Here is a 22,008-nt window from a genome sequence, read left to right as displayed (position 1 = left end):
CTCTCCCGGCTTGAGCCGCTTCCTTGTTGTGCTAGCGTCATCGTCAACATTGGCACGAAGAAATGCCAGACACAAAATCGGCAGGGAGGAATCTTTCAGATGAGCCATCCGCTCCATGCGTTTCCACCGGTATGCGAACAGACGCTGCGGGCGCTGGCACGCTATCCATCGCGCACGGCCTTTAGCTGGCCTGATGGATCGATCACCTACCAGGGCGCGACCGACCTGATCGGGCGGATCCAGAACGTGTTCATGCGGCTCGGCTTCGCGCCCGGCACCCGCGCCGCGCTGCTGAGCGCCAACCGCGCCGACGCCTGGTGTGCCGGCGTCGCCGCGCAGCTCGCGCGACTTGCGATCACCTGGCTGCATCCCTTGGGATCACTGGACGACCAGCTCTTCCAGATCGAGGATTCGGACGCGCAGATGCTGATCATCGATGCCGCGACCTTCCGCGACCGCGGCGGCGACCTCGCAACGAAGGCTACGAAGATCAAAACCGTGTTTACCCTGGGCCCGGCCGATTACGGCATCGACCTGTTGCAGGCGATCGAGCAGGCGGGACACGTCACCGCGCGCTGCCTGGCCGGACCGGACGACGTCGCGACGCTGAACTATACCGGCGGCACGACAGGCAAATCCAAGGGCGCGCTGCGTTATCACCGCGAATATGGCGGCTTCGCCGGCGCGATCCTCGCCGACTTCGAGATCCCCGACACGCCGCGCTATCTCACGGTGGCGCCGATCAGCCACGTTGCCGGCACCAAGGTGCTGCCGACGCTGATGCGCGGCGGCACCGTGCACACGCTCAAAGGTTTTGATCCCGAGGCCGTGTTCAAGACGATCGAGCGGGAGAAGATCAACTTCACGCTGTTCGTGCCGACCATGATCTATGTGCTGCTCGATCATCCCGCGCTTGATAAGACCGATCTCTCCTCGCTCGAACTGTTGCTTTATGGCGCCTCGGCGATGTCGCCGAGCCGGCTGGTCGAAGGCATCGAGCGGATCGGGCCGGTGTTCTCGCAGCTCTACGGCCAGACCGAATGCTATCCGGTCTCGGTGCTGCGCAAGGCCGACCACGATCCGAAGACGCCCGAGCTCCTCCTGTCCTGCGGCTTCCCGATCGCGGTCTGCGACGTGAAGATCCTTGATGACAATGACGAGGAGGTCAGAGCCGGCGAAGCTGGCGAGATCTGCGTGCGCGCGCCGCATGTGATGGCGGAATACTGGAAGCGGCCCGACACGACAGCGGAGACACTGAAGAACGGCTGGCTGCATACCGGCGACATCGCCCGCGCCGACGAGCGCGGCTACATGTACATCTTGGACCGCAAGAAGGACATGATCGTCTCCGGCGGCTTCAACATCTTCCCGCGCGAGGTCGAGGACGTGCTGTCGCAGCATGCTGATGTCGCGATGGTCGCGGTCGTCGGCGTGCCCGACGACAAATGGGGCGAAGCGGTCACCGCTGTCATCGTCGCCCGCGACGGCGCGCGGCCGGATGCCGATGAGCTGATCAACCTGGTGAAAGCGAAGAAAGGCTCGGCGCATGCCCCGAAGCAGATCCGCTTCGTCAAGGAATTGCCGATGACCGCCGTCGGCAAGGTCGACAAGAAAGTGTTGAAGGCAAGCTTCTGGGCCGGCCGCGAGCGGATGGTGGGATAGGCGTGACGTCATTTCGGGCCACCGGAGCGGCGCTACGCGACGTCATTGCGAGGAGCGAAGCGACGAAGCAATCCAGCTCTCCCGTGCGGAGGCATGGATTGCTTCGCTTCGCTCGCAATGACGCGGAGAGAGCTGAGGCGGCATTTATCGCAGCAATTGATCGAGCCGATCGCGCAACTGGTCCTGGTGGTAGGGCTTCGCCAATCGCGGCAAATCGACCTGGACGCCGTCGGGCAGCTCGGCGTAGCCGGTGGCGAGCAGGATCGGCAGCGACGGGCGCACTTTTCGCGTGGCGGCGGCGAGCTCGAGCCCGGTCATTCCTGGCATGACGTGATCGGTCATCATCAAATCGAGCGGCTGCTCGCTGCGCAGGATGTCGAGCGCGTGCAGGCCCGAGGTGGCGCCGATCACGCGATGGCCAAGATCCTCCAGCATCTCCGTGGTCGACATCGCGATCAAGGGATCGTCGTCGACGAACAGGATCACCGCGGAGCGCTCCAGCTTTCGCGACGGCAGCTGCGGGCTCGCTGCTTCCGCCAGTACGGTCGCAACCGGCAGCATCAGCGTTGCGGTGGTGCCCTGGCCTTCGATGCTGGAAAGCTGCAGCGTGCCGCCGAGCTGCACGGCGAGCCCATGCACCATCGACAGTCCGAGCCCGGTGCCCTTGCCGAGCGGCTTTGACGAGAAGAACGGCTCGATCGCGCGCTTCAGGATCTCCGGCGACATCCCGGTGCCGGTATCGATCACCGACAGCCTGATATACCTGCCCGGCTTGAGCGCCGGATCCTTCACGGCCTGATCTTCCGACACCTTGATGTCGATCGCGCCGCCATCGGGCATCGCATCGCGCGCGTTGATCGCGAGATTGAGGATCGCAAGCTCGAGCTGGTTGGCGTCGATCCGCGCCGGCGGCAGGGCTTCGGGCAAATCAAGATGCAATGCGATCCGCGGCCCCAGCGAGCGTTCGAGCAGATTGCTCATGCCCTGGATCAAGACGCGCAGATCGACCGGCACCACGCGCAGATCTTGCTGCCGGGCAAAGGCGAGCAGCCGCTGCGTCAGCGAGGCGCCGCGCTCGGCCCCCTGCATTGCGCCGTCGATGAGACGATGCAGGCGCTGGTCGCCCGGCAGACGCTTGCGCAAGAGTTCGAGATTGCCCATCACCGCCATCAGCAGATTGTTGAAGTCATGGGCGATGCCACCGGTGAGCTGGCCGACGATCTCCATCTTCTGCGCATGGCGGAGCTGCTCCTGCGCCTTTTCGCGCGCGGCGACTTCTTTCAGGAGGTCGGCGGTACGCTGTTCGACGCGCTGCTCCAGCGTCGCCGTCAATTCCGAAAGCGCAATGCGCTCGGCTGCGAGCTGCGCCAGCAGGTTTTCGCGCTCGATCTCGGCGGTCTTGCGCAAGGTAATGTCGGAGCAGACGCCAACCAGCGACCTGAGACTGCCGTCGGGCCGCCGCACGGCGCGGGCGCGCACGTCGAGCCAATGCTGCGAGCCGTCCGGCCAGATCACGCGGTATTCGATCGCGTAGTGCTTGCCGGTGCGGATGCTTTGCTCGAGGACGCCAAGTCGCCGCTCGCGGTCGTCGGGATGTACGGCGTCGAGGAGCTCCGGATAGGTGAAGTGCTCGCTCGCGCGACGCCCGAAATAGGTCTTGCAGATGTCCGAGGCCTCGAGCTCGAATTCCGGCAAATGCAATTCCAGCGCGCCGAGCTGGCCGGCATTCAGCGCGGTCTGCAGCAGGCTCTCGCTCTCGGTGAGATCTTCGAGAATGGCGCGGGTCTGGTACTGGCGGCGCCGGCCACGCACCGCGGAGCCGACGATGCTCGCAAGCGTGGTGGGATGAAACGGGCGCTCGATGAAGGTGACATTGCCCAGGATCTTGCCGAGCCGTACCGCGCCCGGATCACGCTCCAGGCTGCCGCCCTGGGTCAGAAGCACGATCGGGAAATCTGACCATGCCGGCTGATCGTTGAGCCATCGCGTCAGGTCGGTCAAATCCGCCCCCTTGATCGCGTCGTCGGCAATGACGGCAAGGCCGGCGCCGCTTGCGATCTCGCGCCTCAGCACAGCGAGATCACCGCAGATGTTGGCGTAGTAGCCGGCGTCGCGGATCAGGCAGGCAGTCTCGACCGCTTCACGCTCGCTCGAGGCAAGGACCACCGCACGCTCAGAGGAAGGACCGGGCCTCACAACACGCTCCGGCTTGAAAAGGACTTGGCTGCAATAGGATAGGAAGTGCCGACGGCTGACGCTTGCCTGGCAGCGAGCGTCAGTCCGCCGGCGGCTAAATCAACGCGCTTCATGATGGCCCTCGACGAGTGCCAAACTCGCCCGGCCTCGAAGCGTTCCAAGGTGAGGCAGCGATTTTTCGCCGCGTTGCTCTACCGCTTCTCGATTACGAGGCTTTGCACGGCGCGGCCGAAATAGCCGCGCTCGTCGGCGAGACGCGACATCGCAAGCCCCGCCCCGTCGGGGCCGATCCAGCTTTCGCCGTCAAGCAGGATCCACTCGCCGACCGGTTGTCGCGAAAGGCTCACGGTGAGGTCGGCATTGATGAAGGTCCACTCCCGGAAATCCAGCGCGGACGAAGTGCCGTTACTGAAATCGGCGGCGACCACCGCGCGCATGGCCTGCGACACCGGCGATCCCGCGATCAGCGGCCGCTCGACGCGAAACCAGATCGCGGCAGGACCAACCATGCCGAAGCGGCCGCGGGCGGCGCGCATCGAGATACATTTGGTGAACGGGCTGCCGGCGTTATCGGCAGGCTCGAACGTCGATTGATCGGGGCCGGGAAGTCCGAGCGGCAGATCAACGACATCCGGCGGCAATGCCTGTGCCTGCGACTTGATCCGCAGCACGGAGGCCGCGACCACAGGCACACCTTCGGCCAGCAGCCGCACGCCGCAGAGCTGGATCTTGCGGCCCTCGCGCAAGATCTCGGTCTCGATGGCGAGCGGCGCGACCGGCACCGGCCGCATCAGGTCGATGGTGACGCGCGCGATCTGCATCGGCAGCGGCGTCGGCAGGGACTCGGCGGCCCACACCACCAGCGCCGCGGGCGCGGAACCGTGCTGCATCTGCGGATGCCAGGGGCCGGCGGCATCCGGGCTGGTGACGACCTTGTTGCCGTCAACGCGGAAGATGGGGTCCATGATAACTGGGCCTATTTGGTGCCGAACATGCGATCGCCGGCATCGCCGAGGCCGGGCAGGATGTAGCCGTGGTCGTTCAACCGCTCATCGATGGCCGCGGTCCAGAGCGGCACATCGGGATGCTCCTTCTGGAAATGAGCGATTCCCTCGGGAGCGGCCAGCAGGCAAACGAAGCGGATGTCACGTGCGCCACGCTTCTTCAGCAGTGTCGCACCGGCGACGGCGGAATTGCCGGTCGCCAGCATCGGGTCCATCAGGATCGCGGTGCGATCGGCCAGGTCGTGAGGCGCCTTGAAGAAATATTCCACCGCTTCCAGCGTCTCGGGATCGCGATAGAGCCCGATATGCGACACGCGCGCCGACGGCACCAGCGCGAGCATGCCGTCCAGGAAGCCGACGCCGGCGCGCAGGATCGGCGCGAAGGTCAGTTTCTTGCCTGCGATCATCGGCGCCCGCATCGGCATCAGCGGCGTCTCGATGTCGACCAGTTCGAGCGGCAGGTCTCGCGTCACCTCGTAGCAGAGCAGCATGCCGACCTCGTTCACGAGTTCCCGGAAACTCTTGATCGACCGGTCACGCTCGCGCATCAGCGTAAGCTTGTGCTGTACCAGCGGATGGTTGACGACGTTGACGGCGGCGGCGCTCATGGCGGTATTTGTCGCACAGGCGTGATGGCTGCATCAAGGGTGTGCGGACGGCGACGGGTGCCCCACTCCGTCATGGGCGGGCTTGACCCCGCCATCCACGCGTCTCCGCAAACTCCCGAAGAGCGTGGATGCCCGGGTCAAGCCCGGGCATGACGGACTAGGAAAGACGCCGCGCCAAACGAGGCGTTCACAACGCCGGATCGACGGCTTCCTCGTATTCCTTCTTGAAGCGCGCGATCAGTTCGGCGGCGGGCACGATCTTTTCGACGCTGCCGACGCCCTGGCCCGAGCCCCAGATCTCCTTCCAGGCTTTCGGCTTCGCCCGCTCGCCGGAGGCGTCGGTGCCGAAGCTCATCTTGGAGGGATCGGAGGTCGGCAGATTGTCCGGGTCCATGCCGGCGGCGACGATCGACGGCTTCAGGTAATTGCCGTGCACGCCGGTGAACAGGTTGGAATAGATGATGTCTTCGGCGGCCGAGCCGGTGATCATGTTCTTGTAGCCTTCGACGGCGTTCGCTTCTTTGGTCGCGATGAAGGCCGAGCCGATATAGGCGAAGTCGGCGCCGAGGACGCGCGCGGCGCGGATCGCCTTGCCGTTGCCCATCGCGCCCGACAGCGCGATCGGGCCGTCGAACCACTGCCGCGTCTCCGTAACGAAGGGGAACGGCGACAGCGTGCCGGCATGACCGCCCGCGCCGGCCGCCACCAGGATCAGGCCGTCGGCGCCCTTCTCGATCGCCTTGTGGGCGAACTTCTGATTGATCACGTCGTGGAAGACGATGCCGCCCCAATTGTGCACGGCCTGATTGAGCTCCTCGCGCGCGCCGAGTGAGGAGATGATCATCGGCACCTTGTGCTTCTCGCAAAGCGCGAGGTCATGATCGAGCCGGTTGTTCGATTTGTGCACGATCTGATTGACCGCGAACGGCGCCGAGGGCCGTTCCGGATGCGCCCTGTCATAGGCCGCGAGTTCTTCCTTGATGCGCCCCAGCCATTCGTCGAGCAACTCCGGCGGCCGCGCATTCAGCGCCGGAAACGATCCGACCACACCGGCCTTGCACTGCGCGATCACGAGATCAGGCACGGAGATGATGAACAGCGGCGCACCGATCACTGGAATCGACAGACGGCCCTTGAATAACGCAGGCATGGACATCAGGGAAAATCCTTCGAGCTACTTGGAAGCGAGACTCGGCTTAGGATGCCAGACATCATACCAGCAACGCAATCTTTCCAGCGTCAAGTATTGCGTCTTGGCGCTACTGCCGTAGCCCGGGTGAAGCGGAACGCGTAACCCGGGACCCCTGTGTCCTTGTCTCCGAGCGCACCCGGGTTACGCTGGCGCTCCACCCAGGCTACGAGAGCTACAGCACTACTGGCAGATCGCCCGCGTGACGAAATTTTCCGTCCGGCAGTCGTTCGGCCTGCGTTTGTGGCCGGGCAGGAACACGATCGGCGAGCATTTCTCGGCGGCATCGGTGTCCAGGCTCTTGCCTTCCTTGTAACCCTTGCTCTGGCAGAGCCTGTCGGCGCCGGCCTTGCAGTCTGGCGCGCCGTTGGCTGCCACCAGGCAGGCCGCGCGGCCGGTGACGATCAATGACGGTCTTGTGAGGGCAGACAGGTTCTCGCCCGCATCCCTGACGCTGTTGTTGAGGTCGTCGACGGTCTCGCCCGGGCTCTTCAAGGACGGCAGGATCGACCTGGACTTTTCGAACAGCTTGCCGATCTCGTTGATGAGGCCGGGGTTCTCCTCACGCGCGGGTGGCGGAGCTTGGTTCGGCTGGGGCTGTGACTGGACACCGAGCGAGATTGGAGGCGCGGCCTGCGAAAAAGCGAGATCGGAGGCGAGCATCAGTGTCGACACGACAACAGCCGCCTTGGCGACGGGCGGTCCGATGCGAAACGAAAGCTCGACTCGATCACGCATGCCGAAGCGTAACCGAGGACGACGACACGGCAAAGCGCTTTACGCCACACCTATCGCCCTCATCCCGAGGAGCCGCGCAAGCGGCGTCTCGAGGGATGGGCCACGGGCTCGGTTGGGGCCTCATGGTTCTCAAGGCGATGCGAAGCATCGTCCGGAGACGGCGCTTACACGCCTCCTCACCATGAGGAGTTAGAGCACCGGTTTTGTCGCGCAGGATCAAACCAGCTTGAAGGCGATGTAGAAGCCGAACACCAGGACGATTGCGCCGAGCGCGACGTAGAAGCCCAGCCGCTTCTCCAATTCCTTGCGGATGAAATCGCCGTAGCGGTTGAGCAGGACCGCGACAATGAAGAAGCGGCCGCCGCGCGCGACGATCGAGCACAGGATGAACAGCCAGATGTTATAGCCGGCAAAGCCCGAGGTGATGGTGACGAGCTTGTAGGGGATCGGGGTCAAGCCCTTGAGCAGGATGATCACCGCGCCCCATTCGGCATAGGAGGCGCGGAAGGCGTCGACCTTGTCGCCGAGGCCGTAGATGGTGATCAGCCAATGGCCGACCGAGTCATAGAGCAGCGCGCCGATGGCGTAGCCGAGCACGCCGCCGGCGACCGACGCGATCGTGCAGACGGTGGCGAACCACCACGCGCGCCTCGGCTGCGCGAGCGACATCGGCAGCAGCATGATGTCGGGCGGAACCGGGAAGAATGAGCTTTCAGCGAAGGCGACCGCCGCGAGAATCCAAAGCGCGTAGGGTTTGTCGGCGGCGTCGATGCACCAGTCGTAGATCCGTTTCAGCATGGGCGCGATCAACCATCATGGAGCGCATTTGTCCATGCCGGCAAAAGAGGATTGTTGGCGGGTCAGCGCCGCTTCCGCAGGCTGCTTTCGAGCGCGACAATTCGCCGCCGCACGACCGGCTCGGCCGACGGCTTGGCCAGTCTGGCGCCAGTCTTCGGCAGTTTTTCGGCGATTCCGAGCAGATGTTCGCGCCGTTCCATCTCTTTCCAGACATCCTCCGGCTTGACGCCGGCGGCTGCCCACAAAACAGTCAGATTATAGAGAAGGTCGGCGCTCTCGCGCACCACCGCGTCGGTCTTGCCGCTGAGGGCATCGATCACGACCTCGATCGCTTCCTCGGCCAGCTTCTTGGCCATCTTTGACGGCCCGCGCTGAAACAGCCGGGCGGTGCGCGACGTCGCCGGATCGAGATGCCGGGCCGCGAGAACCGCCTGATAGAGCCGTTCGACCGAATCACTCATTTCTCAAGCCTAATTCAAACCTCTGGCCAGCGTATTAACGCGCAACCATGACACGCAAAAAAATCCACCGGCCGCGCGGGCGGCCGGTGGATGTCGTTGCGATCAAGATTACGTTTACCAGCTCGCGATCGGGTGACCGCGATAATACGGCACGCCGCGGCCATAGCCGCCGCCGTAATAATACGGACCGCCGCCATAGTAGGCCGGACCACCGTAATAGACCGGGCCGCCACCATAGTAGCCGTAGGAATCATAGTAATCACGGCGGTTCTGGGCGGCGGCGATCGCAAGCCCCGCGCCAACGATGCCGGCAAAGGCGGCCGCAGCAGCCGCGCCACCACCGCCACCGCGATAGTATCGCCGGCGCGCGCTGATATCGGTGACGTCACTGGTGCCGGTCTGCGCCGTGACCTCCTTGGCCTTCGGGGCCGAGCCCGCATAGGCCATCGACGGCTCGACCGCCGTCAGCGCGACCGCCGCGACGGTGGCCAGCGCGGCTCCGCGGCCGATCGATGAAAACACACCTTTTCGCGCAAACATCTGAGTAGTCCTCCGTGGAAGCTCGGCCCGTCGGGCCACTCATAGCCAACCACGGGTGCGATCCTAAGTTCCCCAAACCAAACGCAGGCTGAACGATCCCTGGCGAAATCGTGGCAGTCATCAAGCATTCAGGTTAGAAGCGGCAGAATGGCACCGCTGAACGGGCGAAAACGCGCGTTCGGCGTCACGAAACAGACATACCCAGCGCGACAGATTGTCTCGCGTCTCCTGACGTCATCATGCGCGTAACCTCAACTTCCACCCGCCGCGACTTCCTGGGCCTTGCGATCGGCCTCGGCGCCAGCCTGTGCCCTCGCGCAAGCCGCGCGCAGAGCGCAGGCGCCGCCAGGCAGCCGATCACGATCCAGCTTACGCTCGACCGCCCGATCGACGCGGCGGCGTCGCCCTTCGTGATGGCAGCCGTCGGCGGATCGTTCGGTGCGGAGGGACTTGCGGTCACCACCAACATCGTCAGCGGATCGCAGGACGCGATCGCGCGCGTCGGCGCGGGGATGAGCGATTTCGCGCTGGTTGACATCAACACGCTGATCCGCGCGCGCGACCGGCAGGACGCGGCCCCGGTCAAAGCGATCTTCGTGCTGTTCAACCACGCGCCCTACGCCATCATCGCGCGCAGGAGCCGCGGCATTCGCGCCCTCTCCGACATCGAGGGCAAGAATCTCGGCGTCGCCGAGGGCGATCTCTCGATCCGGCTGTGGCCTGCGGTCGCCAGGCAGAACGGCATCAAGCCGGCAAGCGTGAAGCAGAGCAGCATCAGCGCCGCGGTCCGCGAGCCGATGCTGTCGGCCGGACAGGTCGACGCGGTCACCGGCTTCTCCTATCTGTCGGCGATCAACCTGCGCGATCGCGGCGTGCCGGCGGACGATCTCGCGGTGCTGCGCTTCGCAGACTACGGCTGCGAGGCCTATGGCGCCGCGCTGATCGTCAACCCGAATTTGGCAGCCGCCAAGCCCGAGGCCGTGAAGGGCTTTGTGCGGGCGGCGATCACGGGAACACATCTTGCGATCAAGGACCCGGGGCGCGCGGTGACCGAGGTGGTGAGCCGCATGGACGCCGGCTCGCGCGAACTGGAATCCGAGCGGCTGCGCGCCATCATCGGCGACAACATCCTCACCGCGGAAGTGAAGCAGCACGGCCTCGGCGGCATCGATACGGTCAGGTTCGAGCGGTCGATCGACCAGATCGCGGAGGATTTCAAATTCCAGAAGCGGCCGACCGCGACGGATATTTTCGATGACGCCTTCCTGCCGCCGGCCGACGCGCGCGTGGTGAATTGAGCAAATGTTTCCCTTGCGCAAGCGCCTGTCCCTCATGGTGAGGAGCGCCGTCAGGCGCGTCTCGAACCATGAGGCCCCGCCAGTGGCCTCATCCTTCGAGACGCCGCTGCGCGGCTCCTCAGGATGAGGTTCAAGAGCGTGGCCCGCGGACCGAAATCACACAACGTGGATAATATCTTTCGCTAACCATCGCGCTCTGGTTCTCGCCTGCGATCCCGGATTACAATGGCGGCATGTCGCTGCTTCGTCTTTATGTTCGCGTGCTCGAATTGCTCGGCAAGGAGGCGCGGCTCGGCTGGATCCTGGCCGGCGCCAATCTCCTGCTCGCCTGCGCGCAATTCGCCGAGCCGGTGCTGTTCGGCAAGATCGTCGATGTACTCTCGGGCAAGCCGGTCACCGGGCTGATCGCATCCACCTCGCCATGGCCGCTGCTCGCGGCCTGGGTCGCGTTCGGCCTGTTCACAATCGGGTGTAGCGCCATCGTGGCGCTGCATGCCGACCGGCTCGCGCATCGCCAGCGGCAGGCAGTTCTGACCGATTATTTCGAGCACATCCTGCAACTGCCGCTGACCTTCCACACCGGCACCCATTCGGGACGGCTGATGAAGGTGATGCTGAACGGCACGGACGCGCTGTGGCGGCTCTGGCTCGGCTTCTTCCGCGAGCATTTCGCCGCAATCCTGTCGCTGGTCGTGCTGTTGCCGCTGTCGCTCTACATCAACTGGCGGCTTGCGATCCTGCTGTTCGCGCTCTGTGTCGTCTTCACCGTGCTGACGACGCTGGTGGTGCGCAAGACCTACGGCATGCAGAGCGAGGTCGAGGAGCACTACAGCGATCTCTCCGCGCGCGCCTCCGACGCGCTCGGCAATGTCGCGCTGGTGCAGAGTTTCGTGCGTATCGACTCGGAGGTGCAGGGCCTGCGCTTCGTCGCCGACAAGCTGCTCGCCGCACAAATGCCCGTGTTGTCGTGGTGGGCCCTGGTGACCGTGATCACGCGCGCCTCCACCACCATCACCGTGCTTGCGATCTTCACGGTCGGCATCGTGCTGAACCAGCAGGGACTGACCTCGGTCGGCGAGATCGTGATGTTCGTCTCCTTCGCGACCATGCTGATCCAGAAGCTCGAGCAGGTGGTGAGCTTCATCAACAACGTGTTCATGGAAGCGCCGCGCTTGAAGGAATTCTTCGACGTGCTCGACGCGGTGCCGGCGGTGCGCGACCGTCCCGGCGCGATGGATGCGGGCCGGCTGTCGGGTCTCATCGAATTCAACGATGTCTCCTTCTCCTATGACGGCAAGCGGCCGGCAGTGGAGGATTTGACCTTCACCGCGCTGCCCGGCCAGACCATCGCGCTGGTCGGCTCGACCGGCGCCGGCAAGTCGACCGCGATCGCGCTGCTGCACCGCGCCTTCGACCCGCAGTCTGGCATCATCAAGATCGACGGCATGGACATCCGCGCGCTGAAGCTGACTGCGCTGCGAAGGAACATCGGCGTGGTGTTCCAGGAGGCGCTATTGTTCAACCGCTCGCTTGCCGAGAACCTGCGCGTCGGCAAGCCTGATGCCACCGACGAGGAACTTCGCACGGCAGCAGCCCGGGCGCAGGCGCTGGACTTCATCGAGCGTAGCGAGAAGGGTTTTGATACCCACGCCGGCGAGCGCGGCCGCATGCTGTCGGGCGGCGAGCGGCAACGCTTGTCGATCGCCCGCGCGCTTCTGAAGGATCCGCCGATCCTGATCCTGGACGAGGCGACCAGCGCGCTCGACGCCGTCACCGAGGCCAAGGTCAACGCCGCTCTCGATGAAGTGATGAAAGGCCGTACCACCTTCGTGATCGCGCATCGCCTCTCCACCATCCGCCACGCCACCCGCATCCTGATGTTCGACAATGGCAGGGTGATCGAAAGCGGAACTTTCGATGAACTCGTCGCGAAAGGCGGCCGTTTTGCCGATCTGGCGCGGGCCCAGTTCATGGTTCAGGAGAACGCGCGGACGAGCCTGCAGGCAGAATAGGTCGCGGTCCACCGGCCGCGGAATTGTCGAAATTCGGCCGATTTCGTCCACGATTAAATAACCCGACCTCTGTTCTCGAAAGGCGGCCCGGTATAGGGTTTGCATCGCCGCAAAATTGGCCGGCGCCGGACACGCTTGAAACCGGAACGTCACATCTGAAAGTCCCACCTTGCCCAACGCGTTTGTTCAAGGCGGGTCTCCAAGGACCGGACCAGGATAGTGCACCTTCTTCGCCCGCTGCTTCGCCGATCGCTTCTCCTCTTCGTCGCCGCCGCGGCCCTCGCTCTCGCGCCGCGCGCGACCAACGCCGAGGCGCTGCTGTTGGTGGAAGCCGATAGCGGAAAGGTGCTGCAGGCTGACAACGCGACCATGCCCTGGTATCCGGCATCGGTCACCAAGCTGATGACCGCCTATGTGACGCTGAAGGCGGTGAAGGACGGCCGCATCTCGCTCGACACGCTGCTCACGGTCTCGCCGACGGCCGCCTCGCAATCGCCGTCGAAGATGGGCTTCCGCCCGGGCACGCAGGTCACCGTCGACAATGCGCTGAAGATGATGCTGGTGAAGTCGGCCAACGACATGGCGGTCGTGCTCGCTGAAGGCGTCGGCGGATCGATCGACGGCTTCTCCGCGATGATGAACGAGACCGCGCAGAAGCTCGGCATGGTGCAGACGAGCTACGTCAATCCGAACGGACTGCCGGCGGACGGTCAGATCACCTCGGCGCGCGACCTTGCGATCCTCGCCCGCGCCATCATCCGCGATCTCCCGGAATACGAATATTTCGTGCACATCCCCTCGATCCGCTTCGGGCGCCGGGTCACGCAGAACTTCAACCGCCTGATCGGCCGCTATCCCGGCGCTGACGGCTTCAAGACCGGCTTCATCTGCGCCTCCGGCTACAACCTCGTTGCGTCGGCGACGCGCGACGGCAAGCGGCTGATCGCAGTGGTGCTCGGCGCCTCGTCGGGCCGGATGCGCGCGGTGCGCGCGGCGCAACTGCTCGATCGCGGCTTCGCCAATAACGGCCTGTCCTGGCTCAAGCCCTCGCTCGGCACGGTGGAGAATCTGGCGCCGATCGACGCCACGCCGCCGAACCTGCGCGACGAGATGTGCGGCCCCAAGCGCAAGCGGCCGGCGAGCGACGAGGATGAGGACACTGTCGCCAGCAGCACAAGCAGCAGCAGCGGCGAGACCGGCGCAACCTTCTTCGCCGCCGCCCTGCCACCGCCGCTGTTCAAGCCGGCTGACTTGCTGGCGCAGCCTGCGGAGGCGTCCGAGCCGGTCGTGGTCTATACCGGCCCAACGCGGACGGGTGCGGCGCTGATCGCCGCGGTTGCGGCGGACAGCGAGAAGGACACGCCAAAGCCACACAAGAGGAAGGCGCATGTCGCGGCCAAGAAGCCCGACGCTTCTGCCGAGGCCAAGTCGGACGGTAAGTCCGACGCCAAGCCGGCTGCAAAGCAGGCCAAAGCGGATACCAAGCAAGCCGCTAAGCCGGAGGCCAAGCCAGCGGCGAAGCCTGCCGCTGTGCGGCATGCCAGCGCCAAGTCGAATGGCGCGGCCGCAAAGCCTTCGGAGAAGCCCGCTGCCACCGCGGGTGATAAGCCAGCCGCCAAGCCGGCGAAGCCGAAGGCGGCGGCCAAGCCGAAGAACGACAGCAGCAAGCCGGCCAGTTAACCGCGCCGCAACATCCCCCGATCTGCAGATGCGTCGAACGGGCGCGGGCGGCTTGCCATCGGCTGCTGGCTAGCCCAATACTGCCCAAAAGAAGGCAGTCCGGGCCAACGTCCCGGGACGAGGAGAGAGGGGATTTCCATGGAGCGCATCTGGCTCAAGCACTACCCGGCCGGCGTGCCCGCCGACATCGACGTTACGCAATACTCATCGCTGGTTGAGCTGCTCGAGGAAAGCTTTGCGAACTTCGCCGACCGCAAGGCCTTCATCTGCATGGACAAGGCGATCAGCTATCGCGAGCTCGACGAGATGTCGACCGCGCTCGGCGCCTACTTGCAGAGCCTCGGCCTGCAAAAGGGCGCGCGCGTCGCGCTGATGATGCCGAACGTGCTGCAATATCCGATCTCGACCGCCGCCGTGCTGCGCGCGGGATATGCCGTCGTCAACGTCAACCCGCTCTACACCCCGCGCGAGCTCGAGCACCAGCTCAAGGATTCCGGCGCGGAAGCCATCATCGTTCTAGAGAATTTCGCCAGCACCGTGCAGCAGGTGCTCGGCAAGACGTCGGTCAAGCACGTCATCGTCGGCAGCATGGGCGACCTGCTCGGCTTCAAGGGCGTGATCGTCAATCTGGTGGTGCGCCGGGTGAAGAAGATGGTGCCGCCGTTCTCGATCCCGCGCGCCGTCCCGTTCAATGCCGCTGTCGCTGCGGGCCGTGGCATGAAGCTCAACCGGCCCAGGATCACGCCCGACGACGTCGCCTTCCTGCAATATACCGGCGGCACCACCGGCGTCTCCAAGGGAGCCACCCTGCTCCACCGCAACATCGTCGCCAATGTGTTGCAGAATGACGCCTGGCTGCAGCCCGCGATCAAAAAGCCGCCGCATGTCGACCAGCTCTTCATCGTCTGCGCGCTGCCGCTCTACCACATCTTCGCGCTGACCGCCTGCTATCTGCTGGCGGTGCGCGCCGGCGGCGTCAACCTCCTGATCCCGAACCCGCGCGACCTGCCCGGCTTCGTCAAGGAGCTCGCGAAGTACCAAGTCAACAGCTTCCCCGCCGTCAACACGCTCTACAACGGCTTGTTGAACACGCCCGGCTTCGACAAGCTCGACTTCTCCAAGCTGAAGACCTCCTTCGGCGGCGGCATGGCGACGCAAAAGCCCGTGGCCGAGAAATGGCTGGCGGTGACCGGCTGCGCGCTATCGGAAGGCTACGGCCTGTCCGAGACCTCGCCGACGCTGACCTGCAACCCGGCAGACACCGACAAGTTCTCCGGCTCGATCGGCCTGCCCGTGCCTTCGACGTATCTCTCGATCCGCGACGATGACGGCAATGAACTGCCGCTCGGACAGGCCGGCGAGATCTGCGCCAAGGGCCCGCAGGTGATGTCAGGCTACTGGAACCGGCCGGACGAGACCGCGCGAGTGATGACCGCGGACGGCTATTTCCGCACCGGCGACATCGGGGTGATGGACGAGAACGGCTACACCAAGATCGTCGACCGCAAGAAGGACATGATCCTGGTCTCCGGCTTCAACGTCTATCCGAACGAGATCGAGGAAGTGATCGCGAGCCATCCGGGCGTGCTCGAATGCGCCGTGATCGGCGTGACCGACGCCAAGACCAGTGAGGCCGTGAAAGCCTTCATCGTCCGCAAGGACCCGAGCCTCACCGCCGAGGAGATCATCAAGTTCTGCGGCACCCAGCTCACCAACTACAAGGTGCCGAAGCAGATCGAGTTCAGGACCGAGCTGCCGAAGACCAATGTCGGCAAGATCCTGCGCCGCGAATTGCGTGACGAGAAGAAGCCGGCGGCTGCGGCCTGAATTCGCGCGCGAGCGGACATGCGGACCATGATTGACGTTCGCGATGTCACGCCGGGCGATATCCTGGCGTTCTGGCGGGGCGCCGGCCCCGATCGCTGGTACGCGCGCGACGATGTGTTCGATGCGGAAATACGCGACCGCTATCTCGAGCTCTGGCGGAAGGCGGCGGGCGGCGAGTTGTCGTCATGGGAGATGAGCGATGAGGGCGCACTGGCGCTCGTCATCGTGCTCGACCAGTTTCCCCGCAACATGTTCCGCGGCAATGCCCTGACCTATTCAAGCGACGCGCTGGCGCGCGAGGCGGCGCACCGGGCCATCAGCCGAGGCGTGGACGCGCGAATCGACCCCGACCTGCTCGAATTCCTCTACATGCCCTTTATGCATTCGGAGCATCTGCCCGACCAGATGCGCTGCATCGAACTGTTCCGCAACATCGGCAATACGGAGCAGCTCGAATACGCCGAGGGGCACGCCGATGTCATCCGGCGGTTCGGCCGTTTCCCTCACCGCAACCGCATCCTGGGCCGCGTGACCACGCCCGATGAGCAGGCCTTCCTGGATCAGGGCGGATTTTCCGGATGATGACGGAACGGTGAAGGCGCGCGCCCGTTGCGGTTTTGAGCCCCACGAATATTGTGCCGGCAAGCTGCACGGTCTACAAAACATCAGCTCATTCAGGGAGACTGGACGATGACGATCCAAGTTGGCGGCAAGCTGCCGGATGCCAAGTTTCGCGTGATGACCGAGGAAGGTCCGCAGGTGCGGACAACAGATGATGTCTTCAAGGGCAAGAAGGTGGCACTATTCGCCGTGCCCGGCGCCTACACCGGCACCTGCCACAAGATGCATCTGCCGAGCATCTTCCTCAACGCCTACGCCATCAAGGACAAGGGCGTCGACACCATCGCGATCGTCTCGGTCAACGATGCCTTCGTCATGAACGCCTGGAAGCGGGACACCGACCAGCGCGACGAGGCGCTGTTCCTCGCCGACGGCAATGCCGATTTCACCAAGGCGATCGGCATGGAGCTCGACGCCTCCGGCAACGGCCTTGGCATCCGCTCCAAGCGCTATTCGATGCTGGTCGAGGATGGCGTGGTGAAGAAGCTCAACCTCGAACCGGCCCCTGGCAAGGTCGAGGTCTCCGGCGGCGATACGCTGCTGGCGCAGCTGTAAGCTTTACCGCGTCATTGCGAGCAAAGCGAAGCAATCCACCTCACCACTTGCGGAGACATGGATTGCTTCGTCACTAGGCTCCCCGCAACGACGAGCTGAGGCTACGGAACGCCGTCATGCCCGGGCTTGTCCCGGGCATCCACGCCTTTGCTTCCGAACGCGCAGCGACCCGTGGATGGCCGGGACGAGCCCGGCCATGACGAATGCGGCAAAATTGCGCGCTACTGCCCCACTCTCTCCTTGAGCCGGGCCATGGCGACGCCTTCGCGGGCGAGCTGGTCGGCGCGCTCGTTTTCGGCGTGGCCGGCGTGGCCCTTGATCCAGTGCCAGCGCACCTCGTGCGGCTTCAGCGCGGCATCGAGCCGCTGCCATAGCTCGACGTTCTTCACCGGCTTCTTGTCGGCGGTGCGCCAGCCGTTCTTCTTCCAGCCGAAGATCCAGCCGGTGATGCCCTGGCGGACATATTGGCTGTCGGTGGTGAGATCGACCACGCAGGGCTTCTTCAGCGCCTCCAGCGCCGAAATCGCCGCCATCAATTCCATGCGGTTGTTGGTGGTATGGGCCTCGCCGCCCTTCAATTCCTTCTCGACGTCGCCGAATTTCAGGATCGCGCCCCAGCCGCCCGGGCCGGGATTGCCCGAGCAGGCGCCATCGGTGAAAACAGTCACGTGCGGCTTGTCGCTCACGCCACGCACCCTGCCTGCGTCACGCCGTAGTCGCGCAGCGTCTTCACGCTCTGGTGGAAGCGCAGCTTCCGCGCGTATTCCAGCGGGTCCTTGGGCTTCACCAGCGCACCCGCCGGCACGTTGAGGAAATCGACCAGGCGCGTCAGCAGGAAGCGCAGCGCGGCGCCGCGCGCAAGCAGCGGCAGCGCCGCCTGCTCTCCTTCCGATAGCGACCGCGCCCGGCCGTACGCATTGAGCAGCGCGCGCGCCTTGGTCGCGTTGAAGGAATGGTCCGGCTCGAAGCACCAGGCATTGAGGCAGATCGCGACGTCATAGGCCAGGATGTCATTGCAGGAGAACGGGAAGTCGATCAGGCCGGACAGCCTGTCGCCGAGGAAGAACACGTTGTCCGGAAACAGATCGGCATGAATGACGCCGACCGGCAGATCGGCCGGCCAGTTCGCCTCGAGATAGCCGAGCTCGCACTCGACGAAATCGCGCAGGCCCGCCTGCACGCTGTCGGCGCGCCCGCTGGCGAGATCGAACAGCGGCCGCCAGCCGGCGACCGAGAGCGGGTTCTTCCGGAACATCGGAAAATCGAGCCCGGCAAGATGCATTTTCGCCAGCGCCTCGCCGACCGCTCCGCAGTGCCCGACAGTCGGCCGCCGCGGCCACATGCCTTCGAGGAAATTGATGATCGCCGCTGGCCGCCCGGCAAGCCGGCTATAGACCTCGCCGTGGCGGTTTCGCGCCGGCTGCGGGCAGCTCACACCGCGCTCCGCCAGATGCGCCATCAGCGACAGGAAATACGGAAGATCATCCTCCGCCACGCGCTTTTCGTACAGCGTCAGGATGAACGAGCCGCGGCTCGTGTGCAGCAGGAAGTTGGAATTTTCGACGCCTTCGGCGATCCCCTTATAGGAGAGGAGTTCGCCGATGTCGTAACTCTTGAGGAATTCCGCTAGCTCTTCGGCGGCGACGTCGGTGTAGACCGCCATAAAAGACTACTCGGCGGCGGCTTCGGGACGCAGCGAGCGCGGCAGCGGGAAGAACTCGTTTTCTTCCGCCGCCGACACGGTCTCGACATGCAATTCAAAGCGCTCGGCGAACGCGTCCATGATCTCTTCTACGATCACTTCCGGCGCGGAGGCGCCGGCCGTGATGCCGAGGCTGCTGATGCCCTCAAATCGCGCCCAATCGATATCGCTGGCACGCTGCGCCAGCACCGCGATCGGGCAGCCCTCGCGCTCGGCGACCTCGCGCAGGCGCTGCGAGTTGGAGGAGTTCGGCGCGCCGACCACGATCAGCGCATCGACCACCGGAGCCACCTTCTTCACCGCGAGCTGGCGGTTGGTGGTGGCGTAGCAGATGTCTTCCTTGTGCGGCCCGTTGACGTTCGGGAAGCGCTCCTTGAGCAGCGCGACGATCTCGGCGGTATCGTCGATCGACAGCGTGGTCTGGGTCACAAAGGCGAGGTTGTTGGGATCCTTCGGGGTGAAGGTCTTGGCGTCCTCGGCGGTCTCGATCAGGGTCACGGCGCCGGGCGGCAACTGGCCGAGCGTGCCGACCACCTCCGGGTGGTGGGAATGCCCGATCAGGAGGATTTCCCGCCCCCGCTTGAAATGGATGGCCGCTTCCCGGTGCACCTTGGTGACCAGCGGACAGGTGGCGTCCAGCGAGAACAAATGGCGCGCCTGAGCATCCGCCGGAACCGATTTCGGAACCCCATGGGCGGAAAAAACCACCGGCGCGGTGGTATTTTCGGGGATTTCGGCCAGTTCCTCGACGAAAATCGCGCCCTTCTTCTTCAGGCCGTCCACGACGTATTTGTTGTGAACGATCTCGTGCCGGACATAAACCGGGGCGCCGTAGATCGTCAGCGCCCGTTCCACGGTGTCGATGGCCCGGACCACCCCGGCACAAAAGCCGCGTGGCGAACAAAGCACGATTCTCAGGTCAGGTTTGGCTGGCATGGAGCGATCTCGCGACCGAATCACCCCTTGCCGGCGGCAGGGAACGGTCAGTTGGGGTAGGACTTGGGCTCGGTTTCCGGCGGTGTCAAGGCACTCTAGCAGAACCATTGCGCCACCGGTACCCGAAGGATTATATAGGGCTTAATTCCCGTCATCGCTGATGACCCCCCGGTTTCGCCTCCAAAGAGGTGGGCGAAGCACAAAGGAGATTTGCCATGAGCAACGCACCTCTGATGCCCAAGGCGACCGCCGTCTGGCTACTCGATAATACCGCGCTGACCTTCGACCAGGTCGCCGATTTCACCAAGATGCACCCGCTGGAGGTCCGCGCCATCGCCGACGGCGACGCCGCCCAGGGCATCAAGGGCATGGATCCGATCTCGACCGGCCAATTGAGCCGCGACGAGATCGAAAAGGGCGAAAGGGACCCCAACTATCGCCTCAGGCTCGGCGAGAGCAAGGTGGTGCTGCCGGCCGCCGCCAAGCGCAAGGGCCCGCGCTACACCCCGGTGTCGCGCCGCCATGAGCGCCCGAGCGCGATCCTGTGGCTGGTCCGCAACCATCCCGAACTGAAGGACGCCCAGATCATGCGGCTGGTCGGAACCACCAAGACCACGATCGCCAGCGTCCGCGACCGCACCCACTGGAATACCTCGACGCTGACCCCGATGGACCCGGTGACGCTCGGCCTGTGCTCGCAGATCGAGCTCGATTTCGAGGTGCAGCGCGCCGCCAAGGAGAAGCCCGCCACCGCCACCTATGGTGGCGCCACGCTGCTGCCGGCCTCCGAGACCACGCGGAAGGAGCCGGAGTTCGAGCCTGCCGAGAAGACGAGCGACGACCTCAACGTCGATGCCGTGTTCGCCAAGCTGAAGACGATCGGCGGCAAGAAGGCGGACGAGGAGGAGTAGGGCTCCTCCGCTTCGAGCATCGGAAACAAAAACGCGGCGGGATACCCGCCGCGTTTTTGTTTAGAGCAATACAGCAAGCGCCGACCCGGTTGCGCGTGATGACGGCGGATGGATCGCCCTCACGCCTTCTTCAGGAACTCCGTGCGCAGGACCAGGCCCTTGACCTTGTCGGTGCGGCCTTCGATCTCGTCCTCGTTATCGGTGAGGTGGATGTTCTTGATCACCGTGCCGCGCTTCAAGACCGTGGACGAGCCTTTCAGCTTCAGGTCCTTGATCAGCGTGACGCTGTCGCCTTCGGCGAGCAGCGCGCCGTTTGAATCCCTGACCTTGATTTCCATGTGATGCTTTCCGCGACGCGCGCTGAGATGAGAACACTCTTTCTTAGCGCAATTCGATTTCGTCCGTCATCTCATGCGGGCTCAGCATCAAGGCGGCTGGCGGCGCCGGAGCCCGGCTCCCGGCGCCGCCGCCCCCCGCGGCGTCAGAACTTGTAGACGACGCCGCCGCCCACCAGCCACGGATCGATATTGGCGCGCCCGGTGACTGGAATTGCGTTGTTGACGGTTGCCGAGTAGTCCGGCCGCAGCCACAGCTTCTTCACGTCGACGTTGAGGCCCCAGTGGCGGTCGAGCATGTAGTCGAAGCCGAACTGGACCGCGGCGCCGACCTGGTTGCTGATGTGCAGATCCGTCACCGCGAGGCCGCCGACCGGCGTGTTGGCCGCGGACTGGTTGAAGAACACGGTGTAGTTGATGCCGGCACCGATGTACGGCTTGAACGCGCCGAGCCCGGTGAAGTGATATTGCAGGGTCAGCGTCGGCGGCAACAGCCAGGCCTTACCGATGTCGAGCCCGTTGAGCGCCCCGGTACCGCTGATGTGATGCCTGGTCGCGCCAAGGATGAGTTCGGCCGCCAAGTTCTCGGTGAAGAAATAGGTGATGTCGAGCTCCGGGATGACCTGGTCGCTGATCGAGAGCCCCGAATTCGGTGACGACAGGCCCGGAACGCCGAAGACGTTAACCGAGCTGCCGCCCGCATCCGGCAACACGCCGAGCGCGCGCACACGGATCATCCAGGGGTTGAAAGGCTCGACCACCGGCGGTGCCTTCGCCTTGTAAACCGGCGCCAGATCCGCAGCCTGCGCCGAGATGGTGGCCCCACCGAACGCCGCCGCAAGCACGAGCGACGCCGTCAACATTGTTCTTCTCATCAAATTCCCCATCGCCAAGTCTTCCATCGCCAAGTCCGCGCGGAAAGTCGCGCGTTGCCT

General features: G+C 64.5%; 21 protein-coding genes. 8 read left to right on the top strand and 13 right to left on the bottom strand.

What is annotated here, in order from left to right:
- The first annotated feature begins 99 nt into the window (after positions 1-99).
- Complete coding sequence (locus ACZXDY_RS29420) at positions 100-1,662, top strand: AMP-binding protein (RefSeq protein ID WP_464347910.1); 1,563 nt, start codon at positions 100-102, stop codon at positions 1,660-1,662.
- 144 nt (positions 1,663-1,806) lie between these two features.
- On the opposite strand, the gene ACZXDY_RS29415 is transcribed toward ACZXDY_RS29420, so the two are convergent.
- From ACZXDY_RS29415 to ACZXDY_RS29380, 8 genes are all read right to left on the bottom strand, one after another.
- Positions 1,807-3,828: an ATP-binding protein gene (locus ACZXDY_RS29415; protein ID WP_464347909.1), complete on the bottom strand. Its 2,022-nt coding sequence runs from the start codon at positions 3,826-3,828 to the stop codon at positions 1,807-1,809.
- Positions 3,829-4,049: 221 nt separating this feature from the next.
- Entirely contained in the window at positions 4,050-4,823 is a 774-nt protein-coding gene (locus ACZXDY_RS29410; protein ID WP_464347908.1) for a thioesterase family protein, read from the bottom strand.
- Between the two features lie 11 nt (positions 4,824-4,834).
- Positions 4,835-5,470 carry a uracil phosphoribosyltransferase gene (gene upp, locus ACZXDY_RS29405; protein WP_464347907.1) on the bottom strand — a complete coding sequence of 212 codons (636 nt, stop codon included), beginning with the start codon at positions 5,468-5,470 and terminating at the stop codon, positions 4,835-4,837.
- Between the two features lie 187 nt (positions 5,471-5,657).
- Positions 5,658-6,626, bottom strand: a complete 969-nt coding sequence (locus ACZXDY_RS29400) for an NAD(P)H-dependent flavin oxidoreductase (protein WP_464347906.1) — start codon at positions 6,624-6,626, stop codon at positions 5,658-5,660.
- Between the two features lie 216 nt (positions 6,627-6,842).
- Positions 6,843-7,397, bottom strand: coding sequence for a hypothetical protein (locus tag ACZXDY_RS29395; RefSeq protein ID WP_464347905.1), 555 nt, complete (start codon positions 7,395-7,397; stop codon positions 6,843-6,845).
- Between the two features lie 216 nt (positions 7,398-7,613).
- Positions 7,614-8,195: a YqaA family protein gene (locus ACZXDY_RS29390; RefSeq protein WP_130229835.1), complete on the bottom strand. Its 582-nt coding sequence runs from the start codon at positions 8,193-8,195 to the stop codon at positions 7,614-7,616.
- 62 nt (positions 8,196-8,257) lie between these two features.
- Positions 8,258-8,656 carry a phosphoribosyl-ATP diphosphatase gene (gene hisE / locus ACZXDY_RS29385; RefSeq protein WP_028168679.1) on the bottom strand — a complete coding sequence of 133 codons (399 nt, stop codon included), beginning with the start codon at positions 8,654-8,656 and terminating at the stop codon, positions 8,258-8,260.
- A gap of 114 nt (positions 8,657-8,770) precedes the next feature.
- Positions 8,771-9,196, bottom strand: coding sequence for a hypothetical protein (locus tag ACZXDY_RS29380; protein WP_028168678.1), 426 nt, complete (start codon positions 9,194-9,196; stop codon positions 8,771-8,773).
- 239 nt (positions 9,197-9,435) lie between these two features.
- Between ACZXDY_RS29380 and ACZXDY_RS29375 the strand changes: the two genes are divergently transcribed.
- The 6 genes from ACZXDY_RS29375 (at position 9,436) to ACZXDY_RS29350 (ending at position 17,189) form a co-directional block, all read left to right on the top strand.
- On the top strand, positions 9,436-10,494 hold the full coding sequence (locus tag ACZXDY_RS29375) for an ABC transporter substrate-binding protein (RefSeq protein ID WP_464347904.1): 1,059 nt from the start codon (positions 9,436-9,438) through the stop codon (positions 10,492-10,494).
- A 233-nt stretch (positions 10,495-10,727) separates the two neighbouring features.
- On the top strand, positions 10,728-12,506 hold the full coding sequence (locus tag ACZXDY_RS29370; protein ID WP_464347903.1) for a glucan ABC transporter ATP-binding protein/ permease: 1,779 nt from the start codon (positions 10,728-10,730) through the stop codon (positions 12,504-12,506).
- Positions 12,507-12,725: 219 nt separating this feature from the next.
- Entirely contained in the window at positions 12,726-14,186 is a 1,461-nt protein-coding gene (locus tag ACZXDY_RS29365) for a D-alanyl-D-alanine carboxypeptidase family protein (RefSeq protein WP_464347902.1), read from the top strand.
- Between the two features lie 138 nt (positions 14,187-14,324).
- Positions 14,325-16,013 (top strand): long-chain-fatty-acid--CoA ligase, encoded by a 1,689-nt coding sequence (locus tag ACZXDY_RS29360; protein WP_464347901.1) that lies wholly within the window; start codon positions 14,325-14,327, stop codon positions 16,011-16,013.
- A gap of 27 nt (positions 16,014-16,040) precedes the next feature.
- Complete coding sequence (locus ACZXDY_RS29355) at positions 16,041-16,595, top strand: DUF924 family protein (RefSeq protein WP_464347900.1); 555 nt, start codon at positions 16,041-16,043, stop codon at positions 16,593-16,595.
- Between the two features lie 108 nt (positions 16,596-16,703).
- The gene (locus ACZXDY_RS29350; protein ID WP_028168672.1) at positions 16,704-17,189 is read left to right on the top strand and encodes a peroxiredoxin; all 486 of its coding nucleotides are present in this window, start codon (positions 16,704-16,706) and stop codon (positions 17,187-17,189) included.
- A gap of 221 nt (positions 17,190-17,410) precedes the next feature.
- Here ACZXDY_RS29350 and rnhA read toward each other — a convergent pair whose 3' ends face one another.
- The 3 genes from rnhA to ispH are packed head-to-tail and all read right to left on the bottom strand — an operon-like array spanning position 17,411 to position 19,827.
- Positions 17,411-17,875, bottom strand: a complete 465-nt coding sequence (rnhA, locus tag ACZXDY_RS29345) for a ribonuclease HI (RefSeq protein WP_464347899.1) — start codon at positions 17,873-17,875, stop codon at positions 17,411-17,413.
- Positions 17,872-18,852, bottom strand: coding sequence for a homoserine kinase (locus ACZXDY_RS29340; protein ID WP_464347898.1), 981 nt, complete (start codon positions 18,850-18,852; stop codon positions 17,872-17,874). Before ACZXDY_RS29340 ends, rnhA begins: the two co-directional genes overlap by 4 nt.
- A 6-nt stretch (positions 18,853-18,858) precedes the next feature.
- Positions 18,859-19,827, bottom strand: a complete 969-nt coding sequence (gene ispH, locus ACZXDY_RS29335; RefSeq protein ID WP_028168252.1) for a 4-hydroxy-3-methylbut-2-enyl diphosphate reductase — start codon at positions 19,825-19,827, stop codon at positions 18,859-18,861.
- 215 nt (positions 19,828-20,042) lie between these two features.
- On the opposite strand from ispH, the gene ACZXDY_RS29330 reads away from it, so the two are divergent.
- Complete coding sequence (locus ACZXDY_RS29330) at positions 20,043-20,738, top strand: DUF1013 domain-containing protein (RefSeq protein WP_028168251.1); 696 nt, start codon at positions 20,043-20,045, stop codon at positions 20,736-20,738.
- Between the two features lie 119 nt (positions 20,739-20,857).
- Here the strand turns inward: ACZXDY_RS29330 and ACZXDY_RS29325 are convergent, their stop codons facing one another.
- Both ACZXDY_RS29325 and ACZXDY_RS29320 read right to left on the bottom strand, forming a co-directional pair.
- Entirely contained in the window at positions 20,858-21,076 is a 219-nt protein-coding gene (locus ACZXDY_RS29325) for an alkylphosphonate utilization protein (protein ID WP_464347897.1), read from the bottom strand.
- A gap of 143 nt (positions 21,077-21,219) precedes the next feature.
- On the bottom strand, positions 21,220-21,948 hold the full coding sequence (locus tag ACZXDY_RS29320; RefSeq protein ID WP_464347896.1) for an OmpW/AlkL family protein: 729 nt from the start codon (positions 21,946-21,948) through the stop codon (positions 21,220-21,222).
- Positions 21,949-22,008 lie beyond the last annotated feature (60 nt).

The sequence above is a fragment of the Bradyrhizobium sp. LeoB3 genome (genome assembly GCF_055456055.1).
This window is presented reverse-complemented; position numbering and strand designations above follow the sequence as displayed.

What these genes read in the sequence shown, in the direction of transcription:
- ACZXDY_RS29395 (WP_464347905.1), bottom strand. Translation starts at nt 7,397, where the DNA reads ATGCGTGATCGAGTCGAGCTTTCGTTTCGCATCGGACCGCCCGTCGCC.
- ACZXDY_RS29325 (WP_464347897.1), bottom strand. Translation starts at nt 21,076, where the DNA reads ATGGAAATCAAGGTCAGGGATTCAAACGGCGCGCTGCTCGCCGAAGGC.
- ACZXDY_RS29410 (WP_464347908.1), bottom strand. Translation starts at nt 4,823, where the DNA reads ATGGACCCCATCTTCCGCGTTGACGGCAACAAGGTCGTCACCAGCCCG.
- ACZXDY_RS29400 (WP_464347906.1), bottom strand. Translation starts at nt 6,626, where the DNA reads ATGTCCATGCCTGCGTTATTCAAGGGCCGTCTGTCGATTCCAGTGATC.
- upp (WP_464347907.1), bottom strand. Translation starts at nt 5,470, where the DNA reads ATGAGCGCCGCCGCCGTCAACGTCGTCAACCATCCGCTGGTACAGCAC.
- ACZXDY_RS29350 (WP_028168672.1), top strand. Translation starts at nt 16,704, where the DNA reads ATGACGATCCAAGTTGGCGGCAAGCTGCCGGATGCCAAGTTTCGCGTG.
- hisE (WP_028168679.1), bottom strand. Translation starts at nt 8,656, where the DNA reads ATGAGTGATTCGGTCGAACGGCTCTATCAGGCGGTTCTCGCGGCCCGG.
- ACZXDY_RS29320 (WP_464347896.1), bottom strand. Translation starts at nt 21,948, where the DNA reads ATGAGAAGAACAATGTTGACGGCGTCGCTCGTGCTTGCGGCGGCGTTC.
- ACZXDY_RS29360 (WP_464347901.1), top strand. Translation starts at nt 14,325, where the DNA reads ATGGAGCGCATCTGGCTCAAGCACTACCCGGCCGGCGTGCCCGCCGAC.
- ispH (WP_028168252.1), bottom strand. Translation starts at nt 19,827, where the DNA reads ATGCCAGCCAAACCTGACCTGAGAATCGTGCTTTGTTCGCCACGCGGC.
- ACZXDY_RS29375 (WP_464347904.1), top strand. Translation starts at nt 9,436, where the DNA reads ATGCGCGTAACCTCAACTTCCACCCGCCGCGACTTCCTGGGCCTTGCG.
- ACZXDY_RS29420 (WP_464347910.1), top strand. Translation starts at nt 100, where the DNA reads ATGAGCCATCCGCTCCATGCGTTTCCACCGGTATGCGAACAGACGCTG.
- ACZXDY_RS29390 (WP_130229835.1), bottom strand. Translation starts at nt 8,195, where the DNA reads ATGCTGAAACGGATCTACGACTGGTGCATCGACGCCGCCGACAAACCC.
- ACZXDY_RS29340 (WP_464347898.1), bottom strand. Translation starts at nt 18,852, where the DNA reads ATGGCGGTCTACACCGACGTCGCCGCCGAAGAGCTAGCGGAATTCCTC.
- ACZXDY_RS29330 (WP_028168251.1), top strand. Translation starts at nt 20,043, where the DNA reads ATGAGCAACGCACCTCTGATGCCCAAGGCGACCGCCGTCTGGCTACTC.
- ACZXDY_RS29380 (WP_028168678.1), bottom strand. Translation starts at nt 9,196, where the DNA reads ATGTTTGCGCGAAAAGGTGTGTTTTCATCGATCGGCCGCGGAGCCGCG.
- ACZXDY_RS29370 (WP_464347903.1), top strand. Translation starts at nt 10,728, where the DNA reads ATGTCGCTGCTTCGTCTTTATGTTCGCGTGCTCGAATTGCTCGGCAAG.
- ACZXDY_RS29355 (WP_464347900.1), top strand. Translation starts at nt 16,041, where the DNA reads ATGATTGACGTTCGCGATGTCACGCCGGGCGATATCCTGGCGTTCTGG.